General features: G+C 64.7%; 16 protein-coding genes. 8 read left to right on the top strand and 8 right to left on the bottom strand.

Annotated features, from left to right (window positions below; genetic code table 11):
* Positions 1-7: 7 nt before the first annotated feature.
* Entirely contained in the window at positions 8-229 is a 222-nt protein-coding gene (locus AC25ND_RS02015; protein WP_023632528.1) for a YgdI/YgdR family lipoprotein, read from the bottom strand.
* 170 nt (positions 230-399) lie between these two features.
* On the opposite strand from AC25ND_RS02015, the gene moaB reads away from it, so the two are divergent.
* Positions 400-939 carry a molybdenum cofactor biosynthesis protein B gene (moaB, locus tag AC25ND_RS02010; protein ID WP_028692756.1) on the top strand — a complete coding sequence of 180 codons (540 nt, stop codon included), beginning with the start codon at positions 400-402 and terminating at the stop codon, positions 937-939.
* Positions 923-2,143, top strand: a complete 1,221-nt coding sequence (locus AC25ND_RS02005; RefSeq protein WP_028692755.1) for a molybdopterin molybdotransferase MoeA — start codon at positions 923-925, stop codon at positions 2,141-2,143. The genes moaB and AC25ND_RS02005 overlap by 17 nt, the downstream gene beginning before the upstream one ends.
* Here AC25ND_RS02005 and AC25ND_RS02000 read toward each other — a convergent pair.
* Together AC25ND_RS02000 and AC25ND_RS01995 are read right to left on the bottom strand one after the other, a co-directional pair.
* Positions 2,132-3,367 (bottom strand): glycosyltransferase family 4 protein, encoded by a 1,236-nt coding sequence (locus AC25ND_RS02000; protein ID WP_062359597.1) that lies wholly within the window; start codon positions 3,365-3,367, stop codon positions 2,132-2,134. The two genes, AC25ND_RS02005 and AC25ND_RS02000, sit on opposite strands and share 12 nt — an antisense overlap.
* A 63-nt stretch (positions 3,368-3,430) precedes the next feature.
* Entirely contained in the window at positions 3,431-4,885 is a 1,455-nt protein-coding gene (locus AC25ND_RS01995; RefSeq protein ID WP_028692753.1) for a mannose-1-phosphate guanylyltransferase/mannose-6-phosphate isomerase, read from the bottom strand.
* A gap of 266 nt (positions 4,886-5,151) precedes the next feature.
* Here AC25ND_RS01995 and yegS point away from each other — a divergent pair, with 266 nt between their 5' ends.
* On the top strand, positions 5,152-6,039 hold the full coding sequence (gene yegS, locus AC25ND_RS01990; protein ID WP_028692752.1) for a lipid kinase YegS: 888 nt from the start codon (positions 5,152-5,154) through the stop codon (positions 6,037-6,039).
* On the opposite strand, the gene AC25ND_RS01985 is transcribed toward yegS, so the two are convergent.
* The 3 genes from AC25ND_RS01985 to AC25ND_RS01975 form a co-directional block, all read right to left on the bottom strand.
* Entirely contained in the window at positions 6,023-6,682 is a 660-nt protein-coding gene (locus tag AC25ND_RS01985; protein WP_062359593.1) for a response regulator, read from the bottom strand. The two genes, yegS and AC25ND_RS01985, sit on opposite strands and share 17 nt — an antisense overlap.
* Positions 6,672-7,568: a sensor histidine kinase gene (locus tag AC25ND_RS01980; RefSeq protein ID WP_028692750.1), complete on the bottom strand. Its 897-nt coding sequence runs from the start codon at positions 7,566-7,568 to the stop codon at positions 6,672-6,674. Before AC25ND_RS01980 ends, AC25ND_RS01985 begins: the two co-directional genes overlap by 11 nt.
* Positions 7,569-7,945: 377 nt before the next feature.
* On the bottom strand, positions 7,946-8,446 hold the full coding sequence (locus AC25ND_RS01975; protein WP_036986768.1) for a hypothetical protein: 501 nt from the start codon (positions 8,444-8,446) through the stop codon (positions 7,946-7,948).
* A gap of 338 nt (positions 8,447-8,784) precedes the next feature.
* On the opposite strand from AC25ND_RS01975, the gene AC25ND_RS01970 reads away from it, so the two are divergent.
* Complete coding sequence (locus AC25ND_RS01970; protein WP_186597081.1) at positions 8,785-9,714, top strand: chemotaxis protein CheV; 930 nt, start codon at positions 8,785-8,787, stop codon at positions 9,712-9,714.
* A gap of 40 nt (positions 9,715-9,754) precedes the next feature.
* Positions 9,755-10,558 carry an MOSC domain-containing protein gene (locus tag AC25ND_RS01965; RefSeq protein ID WP_028692747.1) on the top strand — a complete coding sequence of 268 codons (804 nt, stop codon included), beginning with the start codon at positions 9,755-9,757 and terminating at the stop codon, positions 10,556-10,558.
* Between the two features lie 61 nt (positions 10,559-10,619).
* On the opposite strand, the gene AC25ND_RS01960 is transcribed toward AC25ND_RS01965, so the two are convergent.
* The gene (locus tag AC25ND_RS01960) at positions 10,620-12,548 is read right to left on the bottom strand and encodes a transglycosylase SLT domain-containing protein (protein WP_028692746.1); all 1,929 of its coding nucleotides are present in this window, start codon (positions 12,546-12,548) and stop codon (positions 10,620-10,622) included.
* Positions 12,549-12,755: 207 nt separating this feature from the next.
* Between AC25ND_RS01960 and AC25ND_RS01955 the strand changes: the two genes are divergently transcribed.
* Complete coding sequence (locus tag AC25ND_RS01955; protein WP_028692745.1) at positions 12,756-14,687, top strand: ATP-binding cassette domain-containing protein; 1,932 nt, start codon at positions 12,756-12,758, stop codon at positions 14,685-14,687.
* 81 nt (positions 14,688-14,768) lie between these two features.
* Here the strand turns inward: AC25ND_RS01955 and AC25ND_RS01950 are convergent, their stop codons facing one another.
* Positions 14,769-15,212: a universal stress protein gene (locus AC25ND_RS01950; protein WP_028692744.1), complete on the bottom strand. Its 444-nt coding sequence runs from the start codon at positions 15,210-15,212 to the stop codon at positions 14,769-14,771.
* A gap of 110 nt (positions 15,213-15,322) precedes the next feature.
* On the opposite strand from AC25ND_RS01950, the gene AC25ND_RS01945 reads away from it, so the two are divergent.
* Both AC25ND_RS01945 and fadB read left to right on the top strand, forming a co-directional pair.
* Positions 15,323-15,760, top strand: a complete 438-nt coding sequence (locus tag AC25ND_RS01945) for a hypothetical protein (RefSeq protein ID WP_028692743.1) — start codon at positions 15,323-15,325, stop codon at positions 15,758-15,760.
* Between the two features lie 473 nt (positions 15,761-16,233).
* The gene (gene fadB, locus AC25ND_RS01940; RefSeq protein WP_050704828.1) at positions 16,234-18,381 is read left to right on the top strand and encodes a fatty acid oxidation complex subunit alpha FadB; all 2,148 of its coding nucleotides are present in this window, start codon (positions 16,234-16,236) and stop codon (positions 18,379-18,381) included.

Raw genomic sequence — 18,381 nt, 5'->3', positions numbered from 1 at the left:
TCCCGGATCACAGCTCCTTGACGGTGCGGATCTGGTCTTTGTTGATACGCGTGCGCTTGCCGTCGAGCTGCTCGAATTCGTAGAAACCGGAATCGTCGTCATAGGATGGGGTGTCCACCGCCTGGATCTCGCGGCCGTCGTTCAGGGTGATGACGGTTGGCGAGGCGCAGCCGGCGAGGGCGCCCAGGCCCAGGGCAAGCAGGAAGGCGGGAAGGGTCCGTTGGATCATCGTGTTTCTCCAGTGCGATGGTGCTAGATGTCATTAAGACGCAGGGCGTCCACGCAAGTTCCTTGCACAGTCCAGCATAGCGCCATCGCGGCGGCATTGACCAAGAACAACGCCGCAGGCCGCCTGTGATATAACAGCGCACATTCCCAGTTACCCTGCGACGGACTCCCATGAAAGCCAAGGCAGATACCCCATTCGTTGCGCTGAACATCGCCGTGCTGACAGTCAGCGATACCCGCACCTTCGACACCGACACCTCCGGCCAGCTGTTCGTCGATCGCCTGGGCGCCGCCGGGCACCGCCTGGCCGAGCGCGTACTGCTCAAGGACGACCTGTACAAGATCCGCGCCCAGGTCGCGACCTGGATCGCCGATGACCAGGTGCAGGTGGTGTTGATCACCGGCGGTACCGGCTTCACTGGCCGCGACAGCACCCCGGAAGCCGTGGCGTGCCTGCTGGACAAGCAGGTCGAGGGCTTTGGCGAGCTGTTCCGGCAGATCTCGGTGGCCGACATCGGTACCTCCACCGTGCAGTCCCGCGCCCTGGCGGGGCTTGCCAACGGCACCCTGGTCTGCTGCCTGCCGGGCTCGACCAACGCTGTGCGCACCGGCTGGGACGGCATCCTCGCCGAGCAGCTGGACGCCCGTCACCGGCCGTGCAATTTCGTGCCGCACCTGAAGCAGGCGGCGGCCTGTGACAGCCGTGGTTGAGGTGGCCCGGCCCTTGATGCCGGTGGAAGAGGCCCTGGAGCGCCTGCTGGCGCTGGCCGATACGGCGCCCATCGCCGAGACCGAACACGTAGCGCTGGGCGAGGCCGAAGGGCGGGTCCTGGCCCATGAGCTGGTGGCCGGCCTCGACCTGCCGCCGTGGCCCAACAGCGCCATGGACGGCTACGCCCTGCGCCTGGCCGACTGGCAGGGCGAACCGCTGCGGGTGACCCAGCGCATCTTCGCCGGGCATGCGCCACAGCCCCTGGAGCCTGGCACCTGCGCACGGATCTTCACCGGCGCGCCGCTGCCGGAAGGCGCCGATTGCGTCGAGATGCAGGAAAACACCAAGGTGCTTGAAGACGGCCGGGTGCGCTTTCTTGAGCCCCTGGCGCTGGGGCAGAACGTTCGCCCCAAGGGCCAGGAAACCCGTGTCGGCGAACAGGTGATGAGCGCCGGCACGCGGCTGGGTCCGATCCAGCTCGGCCTGGCCGCGACTCTGGGCTTCGCTACGCTCGAAGTGCGGCGCCGGCCCCGGGTGGCGGTGCTGTCGACCGGCGATGAACTGGTCGAGCCGGGCCTGGCCCTGGGCCCTGGGCAGATCTACAACAGCAACCGACGCCTGCTGGTCAGTTGGCTGCAACGCCTGGGCTGCACGGTGGTCGATGCCGGCATCCTCCCGGACGATCTCGAGCGCACCCGCCAGTGCCTGGGCGGGCTGGGCGATGTCGACCTGATCCTGTCCACCGGCGGCGTGTCGGTGGGCGAAGCCGATTTCCTCGGCCTGGCCCTGCGCGAGGTGGGCGAGCTGGCGCTGTGGAAGCTGGCGATCAAGCCGGGCAAGCCGCTGACCTTCGGTCATTACCAAGGGGTACCGGTGATCGGCCTGCCGGGCAATCCGGCCTCGACCCTGGTCACCTTCGGCCTGCTGACCCGGCCCTATCTGCTGCGCCGACTGGGCGTGGCCCATGTCGCGCCGCTGCGCTTCAGCGTGCCGGCGGGCTTCGACTGGCCCAAGGCCGGAACCCGCCGAGAGTACCTGCGGGCGCGCATCGAGGACGGTCGCGTGCGCATCTACAAGAACCAGAGCTCCGGTGTGCTGCGCAGCGCGGCATGGGCCGACGGCGTGGTGGAAGTGCTCGAAGGCACGACACCGCAACAGGACGATGCGGTGACATTCATCCCGTTCAGCGAACTACTTGGCTAGTACGCTACCGGTGGCCGCCGCGCCGGTCGGCGCCAGTTGGGTCAGGCGCATGTGCACGTTCTCCAGCTGCTGGGCGGCGACGCTCCAGTCATGACGCTGGCGGGCGAACTGGCGCCCGACCTCGCTGAGCTGGCACATGCGCCATGGCTGGTTGAGCAGTTGGGTGACCAGCAGCGCCAGCTGGCCGCTGTCGTCGCTGCCCAGGTAGTGCTCGCCGTTATTCATGGCCAGGCCCGAGGCGCCCTTGCTGGTGGTGATTACCGGCAATCCGGCGGCCATCGCCTCAAGGATTTTTACTTTGGAGCCGCCGGCATGGCGCAGCGGTGCGAAGAACAGCGCCGAGCGCCGTTGCAGCTCGCGCAGGTCGGCACGATAGCCCACCCACTCGATGCGCGGGTCGTTCCAGTGCAGCTTCCAGCTGGCCGGCAGGGCGTGGCCGGCGATGGCCAGGCGCACCGCCGGATTGCTCATCCACACCTGGGGCAGGATCTCCTCCAGCGCCCATTCGATGGCCTCCAGGTTGGCGCCGTACTCGAAGTTGCCGACGAACAGCAGGCGCTGGCTGTGCGGCGTGGGGCGCACGTCCTGATAGTGGTCGCAGTCCACGCCATTGACCACCACGTTCACCGGGCGGCCGCTGATCTGGCTGATAAGCTCGGCATCGTGGGCGCTGACCGCCACCACCTCCGTGGGTTGGCGCAGCACCCGCTGTTCCCAGCGCCGGTAACGCCAGCGGTCGAAGGCGTTCAATGGCCGTAGCCACAAGGGCAGGCGGTCGTGGCAGGCGGCGCCCGTCACCGATTCCAGGTAGTGCTCGCTGAGCATGTAGGGCAGGCCGCGGGCCTGCAAGGCCTTCTCGAACGGCTGGAAGCTGTAGCTGTGCTCGATCTGGATCACATCCCAGGGTTCGTCCAGCAGTTGCTCGAAACGGTGCCTCAGGCACGGTGCCAGGCCGTTGATGATGGCCCGCATGGGGTAGTCGATAATGGGCGAGGCCAACAGGTTCAGCGGGCTGTGCAGTGGGCGCCGGGGCAGCACCAGCAGGCGCTCCACCAAGGGCTCCAGGGCCTCGCGCGCAGCGTCACTCAAAGGGATCTTCGACTGCACCAGCAAGGTGATCCGGTGGCCATGCTGCGCCAGGGCGCGCAGCAGGTGGTATTGCCGGGTCTTGCTGCCGCTGGTGGTGGGCCAGGGCAGGTAGGGCAGGGTCCAGAGTATGCGCATGAGCCCGAATCCTCGCGGTTGGCCGGGTGTCGGCCCTGGATGGCAAGACGCGCCCGCTGGCAGTCAAGCAGATGCTGCTGCCGGGGCGCGTCCATAGATATCAGTAAAGCGCACGATGTCGTCTTCGCCCAGGTACTCGCCGCTCTGCACCTCGATCATCACCAGGTCGATGACGCCGGGGTTGGTCAGGCGATGGCTGCGCCCGGGCTTGATGAAGGTCGACTCGTTGGTGTCGAGCAGAAACTCCTCTTCACCGTTGGTCACGCAGGCCATGCCGCTGACCACGATCCAGTGCTCGCTGCGGTGATGGTGCATCTGCAGCGACAGCGATTCGCCGGGGCGGACCATGATGCGCTTGATCTTGAACCGTGGCCCTTCCTCGAGCACGGTGTACAGGCCCCAGGGGCGGGTCACGGTGCGGTGCAGGCGGTAGGCGTCATGGCCCTGTCGCTTGAGTTGCTGGGCGATCACCTTGACCTCCTGGCTGCGCGCCGCGTCGGCGATCAACAGGGCGTCGGGGGTGTCGATGACGATCAGGTTGTCCAGGCCCACCGCGCCCACCAACCGTCGCGGCGAGTCGATGTAGCAGTTGCTCACGTCATGCAGCACGGTTTCGCCGTTGCAGTGGTTGCCCTGGCTGTCGGCCGGGCGCAGCTCGCGCACCGCTTCCCAGCTGCCGATATCGCTCCAGCCGATGGCGCAGGGCACCACGGCCACCTGGGTGGAGGGCTCCATGAGCGCGTAGTCGATTGAGATATCAGGCGCGAGCGCGAAACTGTCGGCGTCGAGTTCCACCTGCTGGCCGCACGCCCCCTCCTTGAACGCGCTCTGCACCAGGCAGTGGGTCACGTTGTGCAGCAGCTCGGGGGCGTGGGCCTGCAGCTCCTGCAGCACCGTGCCCGCGCGCAGGCAGAACATGCCGGCGTTCCACAGGTGCCGGCCACCGTCCAGGTAGGCCTGGGCGGTGTCTGTGTCTGGCTTTTCGACGAAGCGGGCGACCCGGTAACTGTCGCCGTCGAGCGGCTGGCCCAGTTCGATGTAGCCGAAGCCGGTCTCGGCGCGGGTCGGCAGCAGGCCGAAGGTGGTCAGCCAGCCTTGTGCGGCCAGGGCCATGGCCCGCTGGACAGCCGCCTCGAAGGCGTCCTGGTCCTGGATCAGGTGGTCGGCGGGGAGTACCAGCAGCAGGCTGTCCTCGCCATGCAGGCGGGCGCAGTGCAGCGCTGCGGCGGCGATGGCGGGGGCGGTGTTGCGACCGAAGGGTTCGAGGATGAAGTCCAAGGCGATGCGCTGGCTGCCGACCTGGCGATACTCGTCCTGGGTACGGAACACCACTTCGCGGTTGGTCACCGTGAGTACCCGCTCGACGCCGGGCAGGCTGCTGGCGCGGCTGAAGGTCTTCTGCAGCAGGCTCATGCCATCGGGCAGGCGCATGAAGGGCTTGGGCATGGCCTCGCGGGAGACCGGCCACAATCGGGTGCCGGCGCCGCCAGCGATGATGCAGGGGATCAGAACGCTCATAGTCACAGCCTCGAATCAGGGCGCCGGGGGCGGCGCAATGCACGGAAATCACGACCTGTCAGGCGTCTGTCGGCACAAAGTCAATAAAATGACTTTTCGAGTCGGCTTCGTCCGTGATGGCCAAATATTTGTCAGATGATGCACCTGTGATGCTCGGCTTTCAATGGCATTTGTGTGAAGCGGCGGTTTTTCGGCGTAGCGGGGAGCAATCTGCTCGTCGCAGTGGTCGAGATTGCGGTAGGGCATTTCTATTCGGGGAGAACGGCATGAGCGAGCGCAAGGCACTGTTGATCCTGCATGGCAAACAGGCCGGCAACGAAGAGGTGCGAGCCGCGGTGGGCCAGCTGCGCGAGCGGGGCTGGACCCTGGATGTGCGCCTGACCTGGGAGGGCGGCGACGCCCAGCGCCTGGTCGGCGAGGCCCTGGCCGCGGGCTATGGCCAGGTGGTGGCCGGTGGCGGTGACGGCACGTTGCGTGATGTGGCCGAAGCCATGGGCCTGGCCGCGACCCAGGCCAGCCTGGCACTGTTGCCGCTGGGTACCGCCAACGACTTCGCCAGGGCGGCCGGCGTGCCCCTCGAGCCGCAGGCGGCTCTCGACCTGCTGGAGGTGCCGGCGCGGCCGATCGACCTGGGGCGGGTGGGCGACCAGTTGTTTTTGAACATGGCCACCGGGGGCTTCGGCAGCCAGGTCACGGCCAACACCTCGGAAGACCTGAAGAAAGTGCTGGGTGCGGCTGCCTACCTGTTCACCGGCCTGTCACGCTTCAGCGAGCTGCAGGCCGCCTCGGTGGAACTGCAGGGGCCCGGCTTCCAGTGGCAGGGCGAATTGCTGGCGCTGGGCATCGGCAACGGCCGCCAGGCCGGCGGCGGGCATGTGCTGTGCCCGGAGGCGACGGTGGATGACGGCCTGCTGGATATCGGCATTCTGCCGGCGCCGCAGGAGGTGGCGGGGGCCTTGCGCGACTTGCTGGCCGGCGACGGACTGTTCGTTCGTGCGCGGTTGCCATGGGTGGAAATCAAGGGTGCCCAGGGGCTGGACATGAACCTCGACGGCGAGCCGCTGCAGGCCGCCAGCCTGCGTTTCGAGGCCATGCCGCAGGCGTTGCGCGTGCATTTGCCTGCGGACTCGCCGCTGCTCAGTCGTCCAGGCTGATGATCTTTTCGCGCACGGCGAACAGTACCAGGCCCGCCACGTCGTAGATCTGCAGGCGTTTCATGATCTGCGAGCGGTGGGTCTCCACGGTCTTGATCGACAGGCCCAGGCCGGCGGCGATCTCTCGGGTCGACTTGCCGCGCACGATAAGGCGCAGGATCTCCAGCTGGCGACCGGTCAGGTTATGGCCTTCGCTGCTCGGCTGGCGGCCGTTCTGGGCGCGCAGCAGCGCCTGGTTGATGACGGTGTGGGCGATGGCCGGGCTGAGGTAGCGTTCGTCGTTGCGCAGCGCGGTGAGCGCTTGTTCCAGTTCGGTGGCCGTGGTGTCCTTGAGCAGGTAGCCGTGAGCGCCGCTTTCCAAGGCACGCATGATCAATTCCGGATCGGTGTGCATCGACAGGATCAGGACCTTGCAGGTGCAACCGTTTGCGCGCAATTGCGTCAGCGCGTCCAGACCGCTGGTCGAACGCATGGAAATGTCCAGCAGGACGATGTCTGGCGCCAGGCGCAGCACGTGGTCCAGGAGCTGGCTGCCGTCGTCGGCTTCGCCGACCACGGTGTAACCGGGGATGTCCGATACCAGTGCCCTGACGCCTGCGCGAATCAGGGAGTGATCGTCCACCAGCAGTAATCTACAGGTCATCGGGGGCAGGGGTCCTGGCGCGTTCTTGGCTGCGGGGTGGCCACGGAAAGAGGGCTTCTATCTGGGTGCCTTGGCCGGGCTGGCTGGTGATGGTCAGGCTGCCTTGCAGCGCGGTCACCCGCTCCTGCATGCCAGCCATGCCGCGCTGGCCGTATTCTGCGGGGAACTGGGCCGGAACGAAGCCGCCGCCGTCGTCGTGGATCGACAGGGCCAGGCCGGCCGGGGTGCGTTGCAACCTAACCACCAGATTACGCGCGTCGGCGTGGCGTAGCATGTTGGTGACCGCCTCCTGGGTAATGCGGAAGGCGGCCATGGCCACTTCTTCGCTGATGCCGCCCAGGCGCTGGTTGCATTCCAGGCTCCAGTGTACCTCGGTGTTCTCCAGGGTGCGCAGCAGGTGCGCGCGCAGGCTTGCCTCCAGGCCCAGGCTGGCCAGCTGGCGCGGGTTGAGAATGGTGGAAACGTCGCGCACGTTGCTCAGGGTCAGGTCCAGGGTGCTGCGCAGGGTGCTGCAGTGCTCCTGCAGCTCGGCCGGTACCCGGCGTTGCAGCCAGTCGACCTGGAGCTTGGCGGCGGTCAGCAGTTGGCCGATATCGTCGTGCAGCTCGCGGCTCAGTCGCTGGCGCTCGCTTTCCTGCACTTTGAGCATGCGCGTGGCCAATTCCGCCGGGCGCAGGCTGATCGAGCGCGCCCAGTGGCGCAGGTGCCAGCCGACGCCGAGCATCGCCAGCAGTTGCAGCAGCAGCTGGCTGGCCGACAAGGGCTGAGTGCTCAGGTACACCACCAGGTTCGCCGCCAGCGATGCAACGCACAGCAGGGCGGTCGTCCAGCGCAGCAGGGCAACGGGGGGGCGACAACGCTGGAGAAACTTCAAGCGTGGGAGCATAGATAAGGAAGCCACTGAGTTATAGCGGTTTTTAGCATTGCACGCGTCTGCCCCGAGATTTTTCCGCTCCACCACTCATCAAGTGTCGGATGCGGATCCAATCGGCCGATAACCTGGGCGCGCATGTTCGAATGCACGCATGTTATCACTTTGATTGAGTTTGGTCGCGGGGGGATAACTGCTTGAAAGCTCGTATTTTCCGGGCTGTGGCGGGCCTGTCGGGCGAGGGGATGGCTAGCAGAGTGCCATTATTAAATGATGTTTCCGCTGGGTGTGGAATAACTAACAATTCGTCTTTGCCAACACATTTGGAAAAACTTGGCCAACTTTGCAAGTTTAACCCGGGTGCGGGCTTAGTTGGGACTCAGTTGCTCGCTTTAGTGTTGCAGGTCGCAAGCCTCGGTACCGTTATCCACTGTATGGGGGTGAGCGCAGAACACCCCCGTCTGCTGGCAGTCCGCGCACAGCTGCACGGACGGCTGGCCCAGTGCGGTGGCCAGTTCACCCAGCAGCTGCCGCTGTTCATCGGTGTCCATGCCTAGCTGGCCGGTGTGTGGGTCGAGCAACTCCAGTTGCCAGTCGAGCAGGGTCAGGCAGGCGTCCAGTGCAGGCAGGCTGCTGCCGTGCAGGTGCTGCTGGGCGCAGGTGGGTGCGAGCAGCTTTTGCAAGGCGAACGCATAGTGGGCGACCTCGAGCAGGCCGAGCGTGTCTGCACGGCGGGCCAGGGTGTCGAGTGCAGTGGTGAGGCTGTGGCAGGCGTCCGGGTCGTTGGCGATCAGCTCCAGGTGCTGCAGGCATTCCTGGGATCTGGCCAGCAGGACCTGCGCGTCCTGCAAAAAGGCCGCCACGGCGGCGTTGTGCAGTGGTGTGCTATCCATCATGGCGCCCCGTGGTCAGGGATTGGCCGTACCAAGATGATTGCTCGCAAAAGCCTGACTCCGTTCATGCAGTGAGAATGGCGTCACATTAATGGCTAATGGATATTGCGAACATCAGGTTGCACCCGATTGCTACTAGGGGTTTCCCTGATGAGGATTCAGGTGGTTCGTTCGTTGCGAGCGAGGGACGCGGCGGGATGTGGCAGCAGTAAAGCATGATGGTAAAGTGATATCAATCACCTGGAGCGGCTTTTTCCATCAGGGGTCAAGCTACGCGCGCATCCGCCGATACAGGGGGATGCATTCATTTTTACCGACTCACGCCTGGGGGCTTTCCAATGGCTGGCATTCTCGACACGGTAGACCAACGCACGCAACTGGTGGGTGAGAACCGCCTGGAAATCCTGATGTTCCGTCTGGCCGGCCGACAGTTGTTCGCCATCAACGTATTCAAGGTCCAGGAAGTGCTGCAGCTGCCAAAGCTGACGCTCATGCCGCAGCGCCATTCCTTCGTCTGCGGCGTGGTCAACCTGCGCGGCCAGACGCTGCCGGTGATCGACCTGTCCCAGGCGATCGGCATGCGCCCGCTGCAGCCGGGTCCTGACAGCACCATCATCGTCACCGAATACAACCGTTCGGTGCAGGCGTTCCTGGTAGGCGGTGTCGATCGTATCGTCAACATGAACTGGGAATCCATCATGCCGCCACCGGCCAGCGCTGGTCGCCAGCACTACCTCACCGCGATCACCAAGGTCGACGAGAAGCTGGTGGAGGTCATCGACGTGGAGAAGGTGTTGGCCGAGATCGTGCCATACAACGCCAAGGTGTCCCGCGACAAGCTGGAAGACCCGGTACTGGCCCGCGCCCGTGGCCGCGAAGTGCTGCTGGTAGACGACTCCAGCGTGGCCCTGGCGCAGTTGCGCGACACCCTGTCGCAATTGGGAGTGAAGCTGCACGTGGCCAGCGACGGCCTCAAGGCCCTGCGGCTGCTCAAGGGTTGGGCCGACGCCGGGGAGAATGTCTGCGAGAAGTTGCTGATGATTTTCACCGATGCCGAAATGCCAGAGATGGACGGTTACCGGCTGACCACCGAGATCCGCAACGACCCGCGCCTACGTGGCCTTTACGTGGTGCTGCACACCTCGCTGTCGGGTAGTTTCAACGAATCCATGGTCAAGAAGGTCGGTTGCGACAACTTCCTGTCCAAGTTCCAGCCCGATCGTCTGGTGGATGTGGTGCGTCAGCGTCTGAACATGGATCACGCCTAGGTGTAAGCTTGGTTTTTAAATGGCAACCAGGTGAGCAGGGATGTTTCTGAGTGCGTTGTATCGATACCCGGTAAAATCGGGGCGGGCCCAAGGCCTGCAAGCGTCCGCGGTCGGCAATCTTGGCCTGGACGGTGACCGCCGCTGGTTGGTGGTGGAGGAGGAGAATGGCCGCTTCCTGACCCAGCGGGCCTGGCCCCGGTTGGGGCAGGTCGGCGCCGATTACGGCGAGCAGGGCCAGTTGCTGCTGCAGGCACCGGGACAGGCACCCTTGGAGGTGCCCGTGCCGCCGGCCGACGAGGCCCTGCGCGGCGTCACCATCTGGCGGGACACCTTGCGCGTACCCGATGCCGGCGATGCGGCTGCAGCCTGGCTCAGCGACCTGCTGGGCAAGGCGGTAAGGCTGGTGTACTGCCCCGAACAGCGGGCCCGCTACCTGCCCAGCGGCTACGGCCTCAACAGTGACCGGGCAGCGTTTCCCGATGGTTTTCCGTTGCTGCTGATCGGTCAGGCCTCACTGGATGAGCTGAGCCAGCGGGTGGGGCGCCCCATGGAGATGCTGCGTTTTCGCCCGAACCTGGTGGTCGAGGGGGCCGAGGCCTTCGCCGAGGACCGCTGGAAGCGTATCCGTATCGGTGACATGACCTTCCGCGTGCTCAAGCCGAGCGTGCGCTGCATCCTCACCACCCTTGATCCCGTCACGGGCGAGCGCAGCCCGGACCGCGAGCCGTTGACCACGCTCAAGACGTTTCGCGAGAAGGAAGGGGATGTGCTGTTTGGCCAGAACCTGGCGGTGGATGGCGAGGGGCAGCTGCAGGTGGGAATGGACGTCCAGGTCCTCGATTAGTGCCATCGCGAGGCAAGTCACATCGGTGCGCCGATGCGACTTGCCTCGCGAAAGGGTTCGATCACATATCGTCGAAATACCGTTCATGCCAATCCACCAGCGGTTGCGGTGAATTGAGCTTCTGCCCATAGATGACCGAATACGACAGCACGTTCTGCACGTACTGGCGCGTCTCGTCGAACGGAATCGACTCGACCCACACATCGAAGCTCAAGTGCTTGGCGCCCTTGAGCCACTGGCGTACGCGTCCGGGGCCGGCGTTGTAGGCGGCCGAGGCCAGCACGCGGTTGCCGTTGAACTGGCTGTGCACCTGGCTTAGGTAGGCGGCGCCGAGCTGGATGTTCTTGTCCGGGTTGAATACCTGGGCCGGCGAGGCCAGCGGGATGCTGAACTTGCGCGCGGTTTCCTTGGCCGTGCCTGGCATCAGCTGCATCAGGCCGCTGGCGCCGACACTGGAGCGGGCGTCTTCCATGAAGGCGCTTTCCTGGCGGGTAATGGCGAAAACCCAGCTTGAATGCAGGCCGCGGACCTTGGCTTCGCGCACCAAGGTGTCGCGATGGGCCATGGGGAAGCGGATGTCCAGGTCGTCCCAATACTGGGCCTGGCTGATGGTGCGAATGGCCGGGAAGTACCAGCGCATGTCGTAGGCCAGGCGGGCCTGGGCGACCATCTCGTCACGGTTGAAGTGACGGCTGACGTGGTACCACTCGCGCCGGCCCTCGACGATCTGGCCGCGGGCATGGAACTCCAGGGCGCGACGCACACCCGGGGTGTTGCGGACCTTGTTGATCACCGCCTGGCTGAGTGCCAGCGGCTTGTTGTTCAACTGGTAAGGCGTCTGCGCCCGGTCGGCGGCGAGGAAACCGTAGAAATCGCGCTCGCGGGCGACGGTCTTGTACAGCAGCGGAATCTGCGGGTTGTTCGGCTGTGCCAGTTCCAGGCTGCGTGCCTGCCAGTACTTCCAGCGGTTGCTGCTGGCCAGGTCCTGGGGCAGGCGCCTGGTCAGCTCGTAGGCGTCCTCCCAGCGGCCCAGGCGCAGCAGCAGACGCAGGCGCCATTCGCTGACGGTGTTGTCACGCAGCTCGGGGTCGTAGCGGGTCATCAGGTCGAGGGCGCGCGGGTCGTAGCGCCGGGCCAGGGTCAGGCCGATCTCGCGGGCGATGGCGACCTTCTCGTCACGGGAGAAGTGCATGCGCTGGGCGTAGTCGTCGAGCAGCGCCATGGCCTGCTCGGGGTCCTGGCGGGCCAAGCGGCGCAGGCCGAGGCTGACCACGTCGGACATGGCTTCGTTGACCGGGGTGAAGCGCGATGGCTGGTTGAGCAACTCCGGCTTTTGCGCCACGTCGATCAGTAGCTTGCCCTGGGGGGCGAGGGTGGTGAGGGTCTTGACCAGGCTGTTGGCCAGGCCATAGTTGCGCGCCTGGGCCGCCAGCTTGGCGCGCTGCCAGCGCTTGGCCTCGGTCAGTTGGCCTTCGGCGGCCCACATGGCGAACAGGGTGTCGCAGGCGGTGGGCTGCGACTTGCCGACGTTCCACAGCTTGTCGGCGGTGGCAAAACCTTCGGCGCGCAGGCCGTGGGAGAGCTGGTACTGGCCGTTGAGGCAATCCAGCTCGGTGAAGTTGAGCTTGGGGTCGTAGTATCGGGTAAAGGTGTTCCACTCGCCGCGTTCAGCCAGCCAGCGCAGCCAGCGCAGTTTCATCCAGTTGGCCTGGGGCAGGTCGCCGTGGGCCTTGAGGAAGCCCTCGATCTCCTCGTTGCTGGCGCTCTTCAGGCGGGCGGTCAGTTCGTCATAGGTGAGGTAGGGTGTCAGCGGATAATCGCGCAGCGCCTGCGCGTAACGCAGGTAAGGACCCTTGTCGCCCTTGGCCAGGGCGCGCTTGGCCTCGTCGTAGTACTGACGCTGCTGGGTGATGTCGACGGCCTGTGCGGCACTCGCGGCGGTGGCGGTGAGCAGCAGGCAGGAAGCAATTTGTAACAGGCGGCTGCGCATGATACGTCCGGGCAGTAGAACCATGGAAAGTGACGGCGGAGCCAGCACTGTTGGGTATTAGTGTCTAGCTTAGCCGTTTGCCGGTGGCGGGTGAAAGCACTGTGCTTGTATCGAGTTGTTATCCGACGCCCTGCTGCCGGCGATGGGCTTTTGATGCCGTGAAGGGGCAAGTCAGGTAGAATGCGCGCCCGGTTTTTGGAGATGATCATGACCCTGCTCAAATTCAGCGATGTGTCCCTCGCGTTCGGCGCCATGCCGCTGTTGGACAAAGTGTCCTGGCAGATCGCCCGTGGCGAGCGGGTGTGCATCATCGGCCGCAACGGCACGGGCAAGTCGAGCATGCTGCGCCTGGTCAAGGGCGAGCAGAAGCCCGACGACGGCGATATCTGGCGCGCGCCGGGGCTGAAGATCGGCGAGCTGCCGCAGGAACTGCCGGTGGCCGACGAGCGCAGCGTGTTCGACGTGGTGGCCGCAGGCCTGGATGGCGTGGGCGAGCTGCTGGCCGAGTACCACCACCTGAGCCAGAACATCCACGGCGATGACGACCTGGAAAAGCTCATGCACGTCCAGCATGAGCTGGAGGCCCGCGACGGCTGGCGCCTGCAGCAAGTGGTGGAAAGCACCCTGAGCCGCCTGCAGCTACCGGCCGACAAGACCCTGGCCGAGCTCTCCGGCGGCTGGCGCCGTCGCGTGCTGCTGGCCCAGGCACTGGTGTCCGAGCCCGACCTGTTGCTGCTCGATGAGCCGACCAACCACCTGGATATCGGCGCCATTGCCTGGCTGGAAGAGGCCCTGAGCGGCTTCAACGGCGCGGTGCTGTTCATCACCCACGACCGCTCCTTCCTGCAGAACCTGGCTACACGCATCCTCGAGCTGGACCGTGGCGGGCTGATCGACTGGAACGGCGACTACGCCAGCTTCCTGGTGCACAAGGAGGCTGAGCTGGCCGCCGAGGCCACTGCCAACGCGCTGTTCGACAAGCGCCTGGCCCAGGAAGAGGTGTGGATTCGCCAGGGCATCAAGGCCCGGCGTACCCGTAACGAAGGCCGCGTACGCGCGCTCAAGGCGCTGCGCGTGGAGCGCAGCGAGCGCCGTGAGCGCCAGGGCAAGGCCAATATCCAGATCGAAGTGGCTGACAAGTCAGGCAAGCAAGTGATGGTGCTGGAAGATGTCAGCTTCGCCCACAAGGATGGCCCGAAACTGGTCAAGGACTTCTCCATGGTACTGCAGCGCCAGGACCGCATCGGCCTGCTCGGCGCCAACGGTACCGGCAAGACCACGCTGCTCAAGCTGATGCTCGGTGACCTGGAGCCGACGTCTGGCAAGGTCGAACGCGGCACCAAGCTGGAAGTGGCCTACTTCGACCAGATGCGCCATCAGCTGGACCTGGAAAAGACTGTCATCGACAACCTGGCCGAAGGCCGCGACTTCATCGAGATCGATGGCCAGAACCGCCACGTGCTGAGCTACCTCGGCGACTTCCTGTTCAGTCCGCAGCGTGCGCGCACGCCGGTCAAGGCGTTGTCCGGTGGCGAGCGCGCGCGCCTGCTGTTGGCCAAGCTGTTCAGCAAGCCGGCCAACCTGCTGGTGCTGGACGAACCGACCAACGACCTCGACGTCGAGACCTTGGAGCTGCTCGAGGAAGTGCTGTCCAACTACAAGGGCACGGTGCTGATGGTCAGCCACGACAGGGCCTTCCTCGACAACGTGGTGACCAGCACCCTGGTGTTCGAGGGTGAGGGCCGTGTGCGCGAGTACGTCGGTGGCTACGAGGACTGGATCCGCCAGGGTGGTTCGCCGAAACTGCTGGGCGTGACCGAGAGCAAGGGCGGCAAGTCCGAGCTCAACAGCGCGGTGGTAGCCAAGACGGTGGAAGAGCAGGCACCTGCCGCTGCCGTCGCGCCTGCTGCCGATGCCAGCAAGAAGAAGCTCAGCTACAAGCTGCAGCGCGAGCTGGAGGCGCTGCCAGGGCAGATCGATGCGCTGGAACAGCAGATGGCCGAGGTACAGGAAGAGGTCAATGCCTCGAACTTCTACCAGCGTCCTATCGATGAAACCACCGCAGTGCTGGCCAAGCTGGAGAAGCTGCAGGGCGAGCTGGACGTGCTGGTGGAGCGCTGGGCCGAGCTGGAAGGCTGAACGCATCGCGGGGCAAGCCCGCTCCCACGCAGCCCCGTCTGGCGAGCTGTGTGGGAGCGGGCCTGCCCCGCGATTACAGGCTTACTCGGCCTTCTTCTGCAACCGCACCGCCAGTACGTCGCACGGCGCGCCGTGCAGCACGTCATTGGCGGTGGAGCCCAGCAGCAGCGCCAGGCCATGGCGGCCATGGCTGCCCACCACGATCAGGTCGCAGTGTTGATCCTTGGCCAACTGGTGGATTTCCTGTCGCGGCTGGCCGTAGACCAGGTGGGAATCGCCACGATTGATGTCCGGATACTTGTTGTACAGACGGTCCATGCGCTCCTTGGCCTGGTCGAACTGTTGCTGCTGCAACTGCGAAAGGTCCATTGGCACGTCGCCGCCGAAGGCCATGGCCATGGGTTCGACGATATGCACCAGGGATACCTTGGCGCCGCTGGCCAGGGCGATGGCTTTGGCCCGCTTGATCACCGGGTCGCATTCTTCGGTCAGGTCGACGGCGACCAGAAGATGTTCGTAGGACATGTGCAGTACTCCTGACAATCGCGATAGTAGAAGTATGGTCGCTTTCGGGCCGGGCGTGCGTGAAACCTGGATAACCCGCTCATTTGCAACGCTTTATAAGGTCTACAGATATGACGGTATGGCTAGTGGTGTCAATCCTTGCGCTGATGCTCAGCCCGCTGGCCTGGCTGCGTCAGTCGCGCAAGCAGAGCGAACAGATGAACCTGCGCCTGGAGGGGCGGCGCATGGGGCTGGCCATGCAGCTGGCACCGCAGCAGTGGCCGCACTGGCTGGAAAAGGAGCCGCCCAGCCCCTGTCCGCAATACCACCGGGCGCGGCGCAAGGGCCGCGAGGACTGCTGGTGCTACTGGCAGATCAGTCCGGGCGTGTGGTGGAACCAGTGGCGCGAACCCTGCGAGGAGCCGCGTCTGGCCGAGGTCTTCGCTCGTCTGCCGGCAACCGTCTACAAGGTCGAGGCCGACCGGCGCATGATCGCCCTGTACTGGAGCGAGCGGGGCGATAAATCTGTTTTGCAGGATATTGCCCAGGCCCTCGATACCCTCGCCTAACCTGATCAACGCAAAACGGCGCGCAGGAGCAACCATGCTCTTGCGCGCCGTTTTGCGTTCTGCAGTGCAGAAAAGGGCCAGGCAGGCCGGAAACACTTTCATGCAGGCCCAGTGTAGCCATCGTTGGCGAATGCGTTTAGAAAAAAGCGCCGTTCGCCGTCGGTGATGGTCTATCGCTGACATGAATGGTCGGCGATCACTGTCATCATGTTTCGTACCCGGTGGGTAGAAGATGACTGGAAAGTCGCGTTTTCACGGTGTTCGCGAGCATTTGACAACGCCGTTCATTTCGGAGAATGTGTGCACACCCAAGTCAAACGGGCGTATGAATTGAGCGTTTGTATGTCAGACGGCTCTTACAGAATCCCGATTAGCGCGTCGACGGGTGTGCCTGGAGCGAGTGACCGGTAGACCGGCTCTTGCGCCAGCGTTCGACGTGTACTGTTCAGCTTCCATATCGTGGAGATCAGTTGATGATTTACGAAGGTAAAGCCATCACGGTTAAGGCTCTTGAAAGCGGCATCGTCGAACTGAAGTTCGACCTCAAGGGTGAGTCCGTCAACAAGTTCAACCGTCTCACTCTGAACGAGCTGCGTCAGGCCGTGGACGTGATCAAGGGCGATGCCTCGATCAAGGGCGTGATCGTCAGCAGCGGCAAGGACGTGTTCATCGTCGGCGCCGACATCACCGAATTCGTCGACAACTTCAAGCTGCCCGAGGCCGAACTGGTCGCCGGCAACCTGGAAGCCAACCGCATTTTCAATGACTTCGAAGACCTGCAGGTGCCGACCGTCGTCGCCATCAACGGCATTGCCCTGGGTGGCGGCCTGGAGATGTGCCTGGCCGCCGACTACCGGGTCATGTCCAGCAGCGCCAAGATCGGCCTGCCGGAAGTCAAGCTGGGCATCTACCCAGGCTTCGGCGGCACCGTGCGTCTGCCGCGCCTGATCGGCTCGGACAACGCCATCGAGTGGATCGCCTCGGGCAAGGAAAACCGTGCCGAGGACGCCCTGAAGGTCGGCGCCGTCGACGCCGTGGTGGCGCCCGAGCTGCTGCAGGCCGGTGCCCTGGACCTGATCAAGCGCGCCATCAGCGGCGAGCTGGACCACAAGGCCAAGCGCCAGCCCAAGCTGGAAAAACTCAAGCTCAATGCCATCGAGCAGATGATGGCGTTCGAGACCGCCAAGGGCTTCGTCGCCGGCCAGGCCGGCCCGAACTACCCGGCGCCGGTCGAGGCCATCAAGACCATCCAGAAGGCTGCCAACTTCGGCCGTGACAAGGCCCTGGAAGTCGAAGCCGCCGGCTTCGCCAAGCTGGCCAAGACTTCGGTCGCCGAGAGCCTGATCGGCCTGTTCCTGAACGACCAGGAGCTCAAGCGCAAGGCCAAGGCCCATGACGAGATCGCCCACGACGTGAAGCAGGCCGCCGTGCTCGGCGCTGGCATCATGGGTGGCGGCATCGCCTACCAGTCGGCGGTCAAGGGCACGCCGATCCTGATGAAGGACATCCGCGAGGAAGCCATCCAGCTGGGCCTGAACGAGGCCTCCAAGCTGCTCGGCAAGCGCGTCGAGAAGGGGCGCCTGACCCCGGCGAAGATGGCCGAGGCACTCAACGCCATTCGTCCGACCTTGTCCTACGGCGATTTCGCTAACGTCGACATCGTCGTCGAGGCCGTGGTCGAGAACCCGAAGGTCAAGCAAGCGGTACTGGCTGAAGTGGAAGGCCAGGTGAAGGAAGATGCCATCCTGGCCTCCAACACCTCGACCATCTCCATCAACCTGCTGGCCAAGGCGCTCAAGCGCCCGGAAAACTTCGTCGGCATGCACTTCTTCAACCCGGTGCACATGATGCCGCTGGTCGAAGTCATCCGCGGCGAGAAGTCCAGTGAAGTCGCGGTCGCGACTACCGTGGCCTACGCCAAGAAGATGGGCAAGAACCCGATCGTGGTCAACGACTGCCCGGGCTTCCTGGTCAACCGCGTGCTGTTCCCGTACTTCGGCGGCTTCGCCAAGCTGGTCAGCGCCGGCGTCGACTTCGTGCGCATCGACAAGGTCATGGAAAAGTTCGGCTGGCCGATGGGCCCGGCCTACCTGATGGACGTGGTCGGCATCGACACCGGCCACCACGGCCGCGATGTGATGGCCGAAGGCTTCCCGGACCGCATGAAGGACGATCGTCGCTCCGCCGTCGACGCCCTCTACGAGGCCAACCGCCTCGGTCAGAAGAACGGCAAGGGCTTCTACGCCTACGAGACCGACAAGCGCGGCAAACCGAAGAAAGTCGCCGACGCCAGCGTGCTCGACGTGCTCAAGCCTGTGATCTTCGAGCAGCGTGAAGTCAGCGACGAGGACATCATCAACTGGATGATGGTGCCATTGTGCCTGGAAACCGTGCGTTGCCTGGAAGACGGCATCGTCGAGACCGCCGCCGAAGCCGACATGGGCCTGGTCTACGGCATCGGTTTCCCTCCCTTCCGCGGTGGCGCGCTGCGCTACATCGATTCGATCGGGGTCGCCGAGTTCGTCGCACTGGCCGACAAGTACGCCGACCTGGGGCCGCTGTACCACCCCACTGCGAAGCTGCGCGAAATGGCCAAGAACGGCCAGCGCTTCTTCAACTGA

Source organism: Pseudomonas sp. P110(2024) (assembly GCF_057480795.1).
Note: the sequence above shows the minus strand (reverse complement) of the source record. Positions and strands in the feature narration are given on the sequence as shown.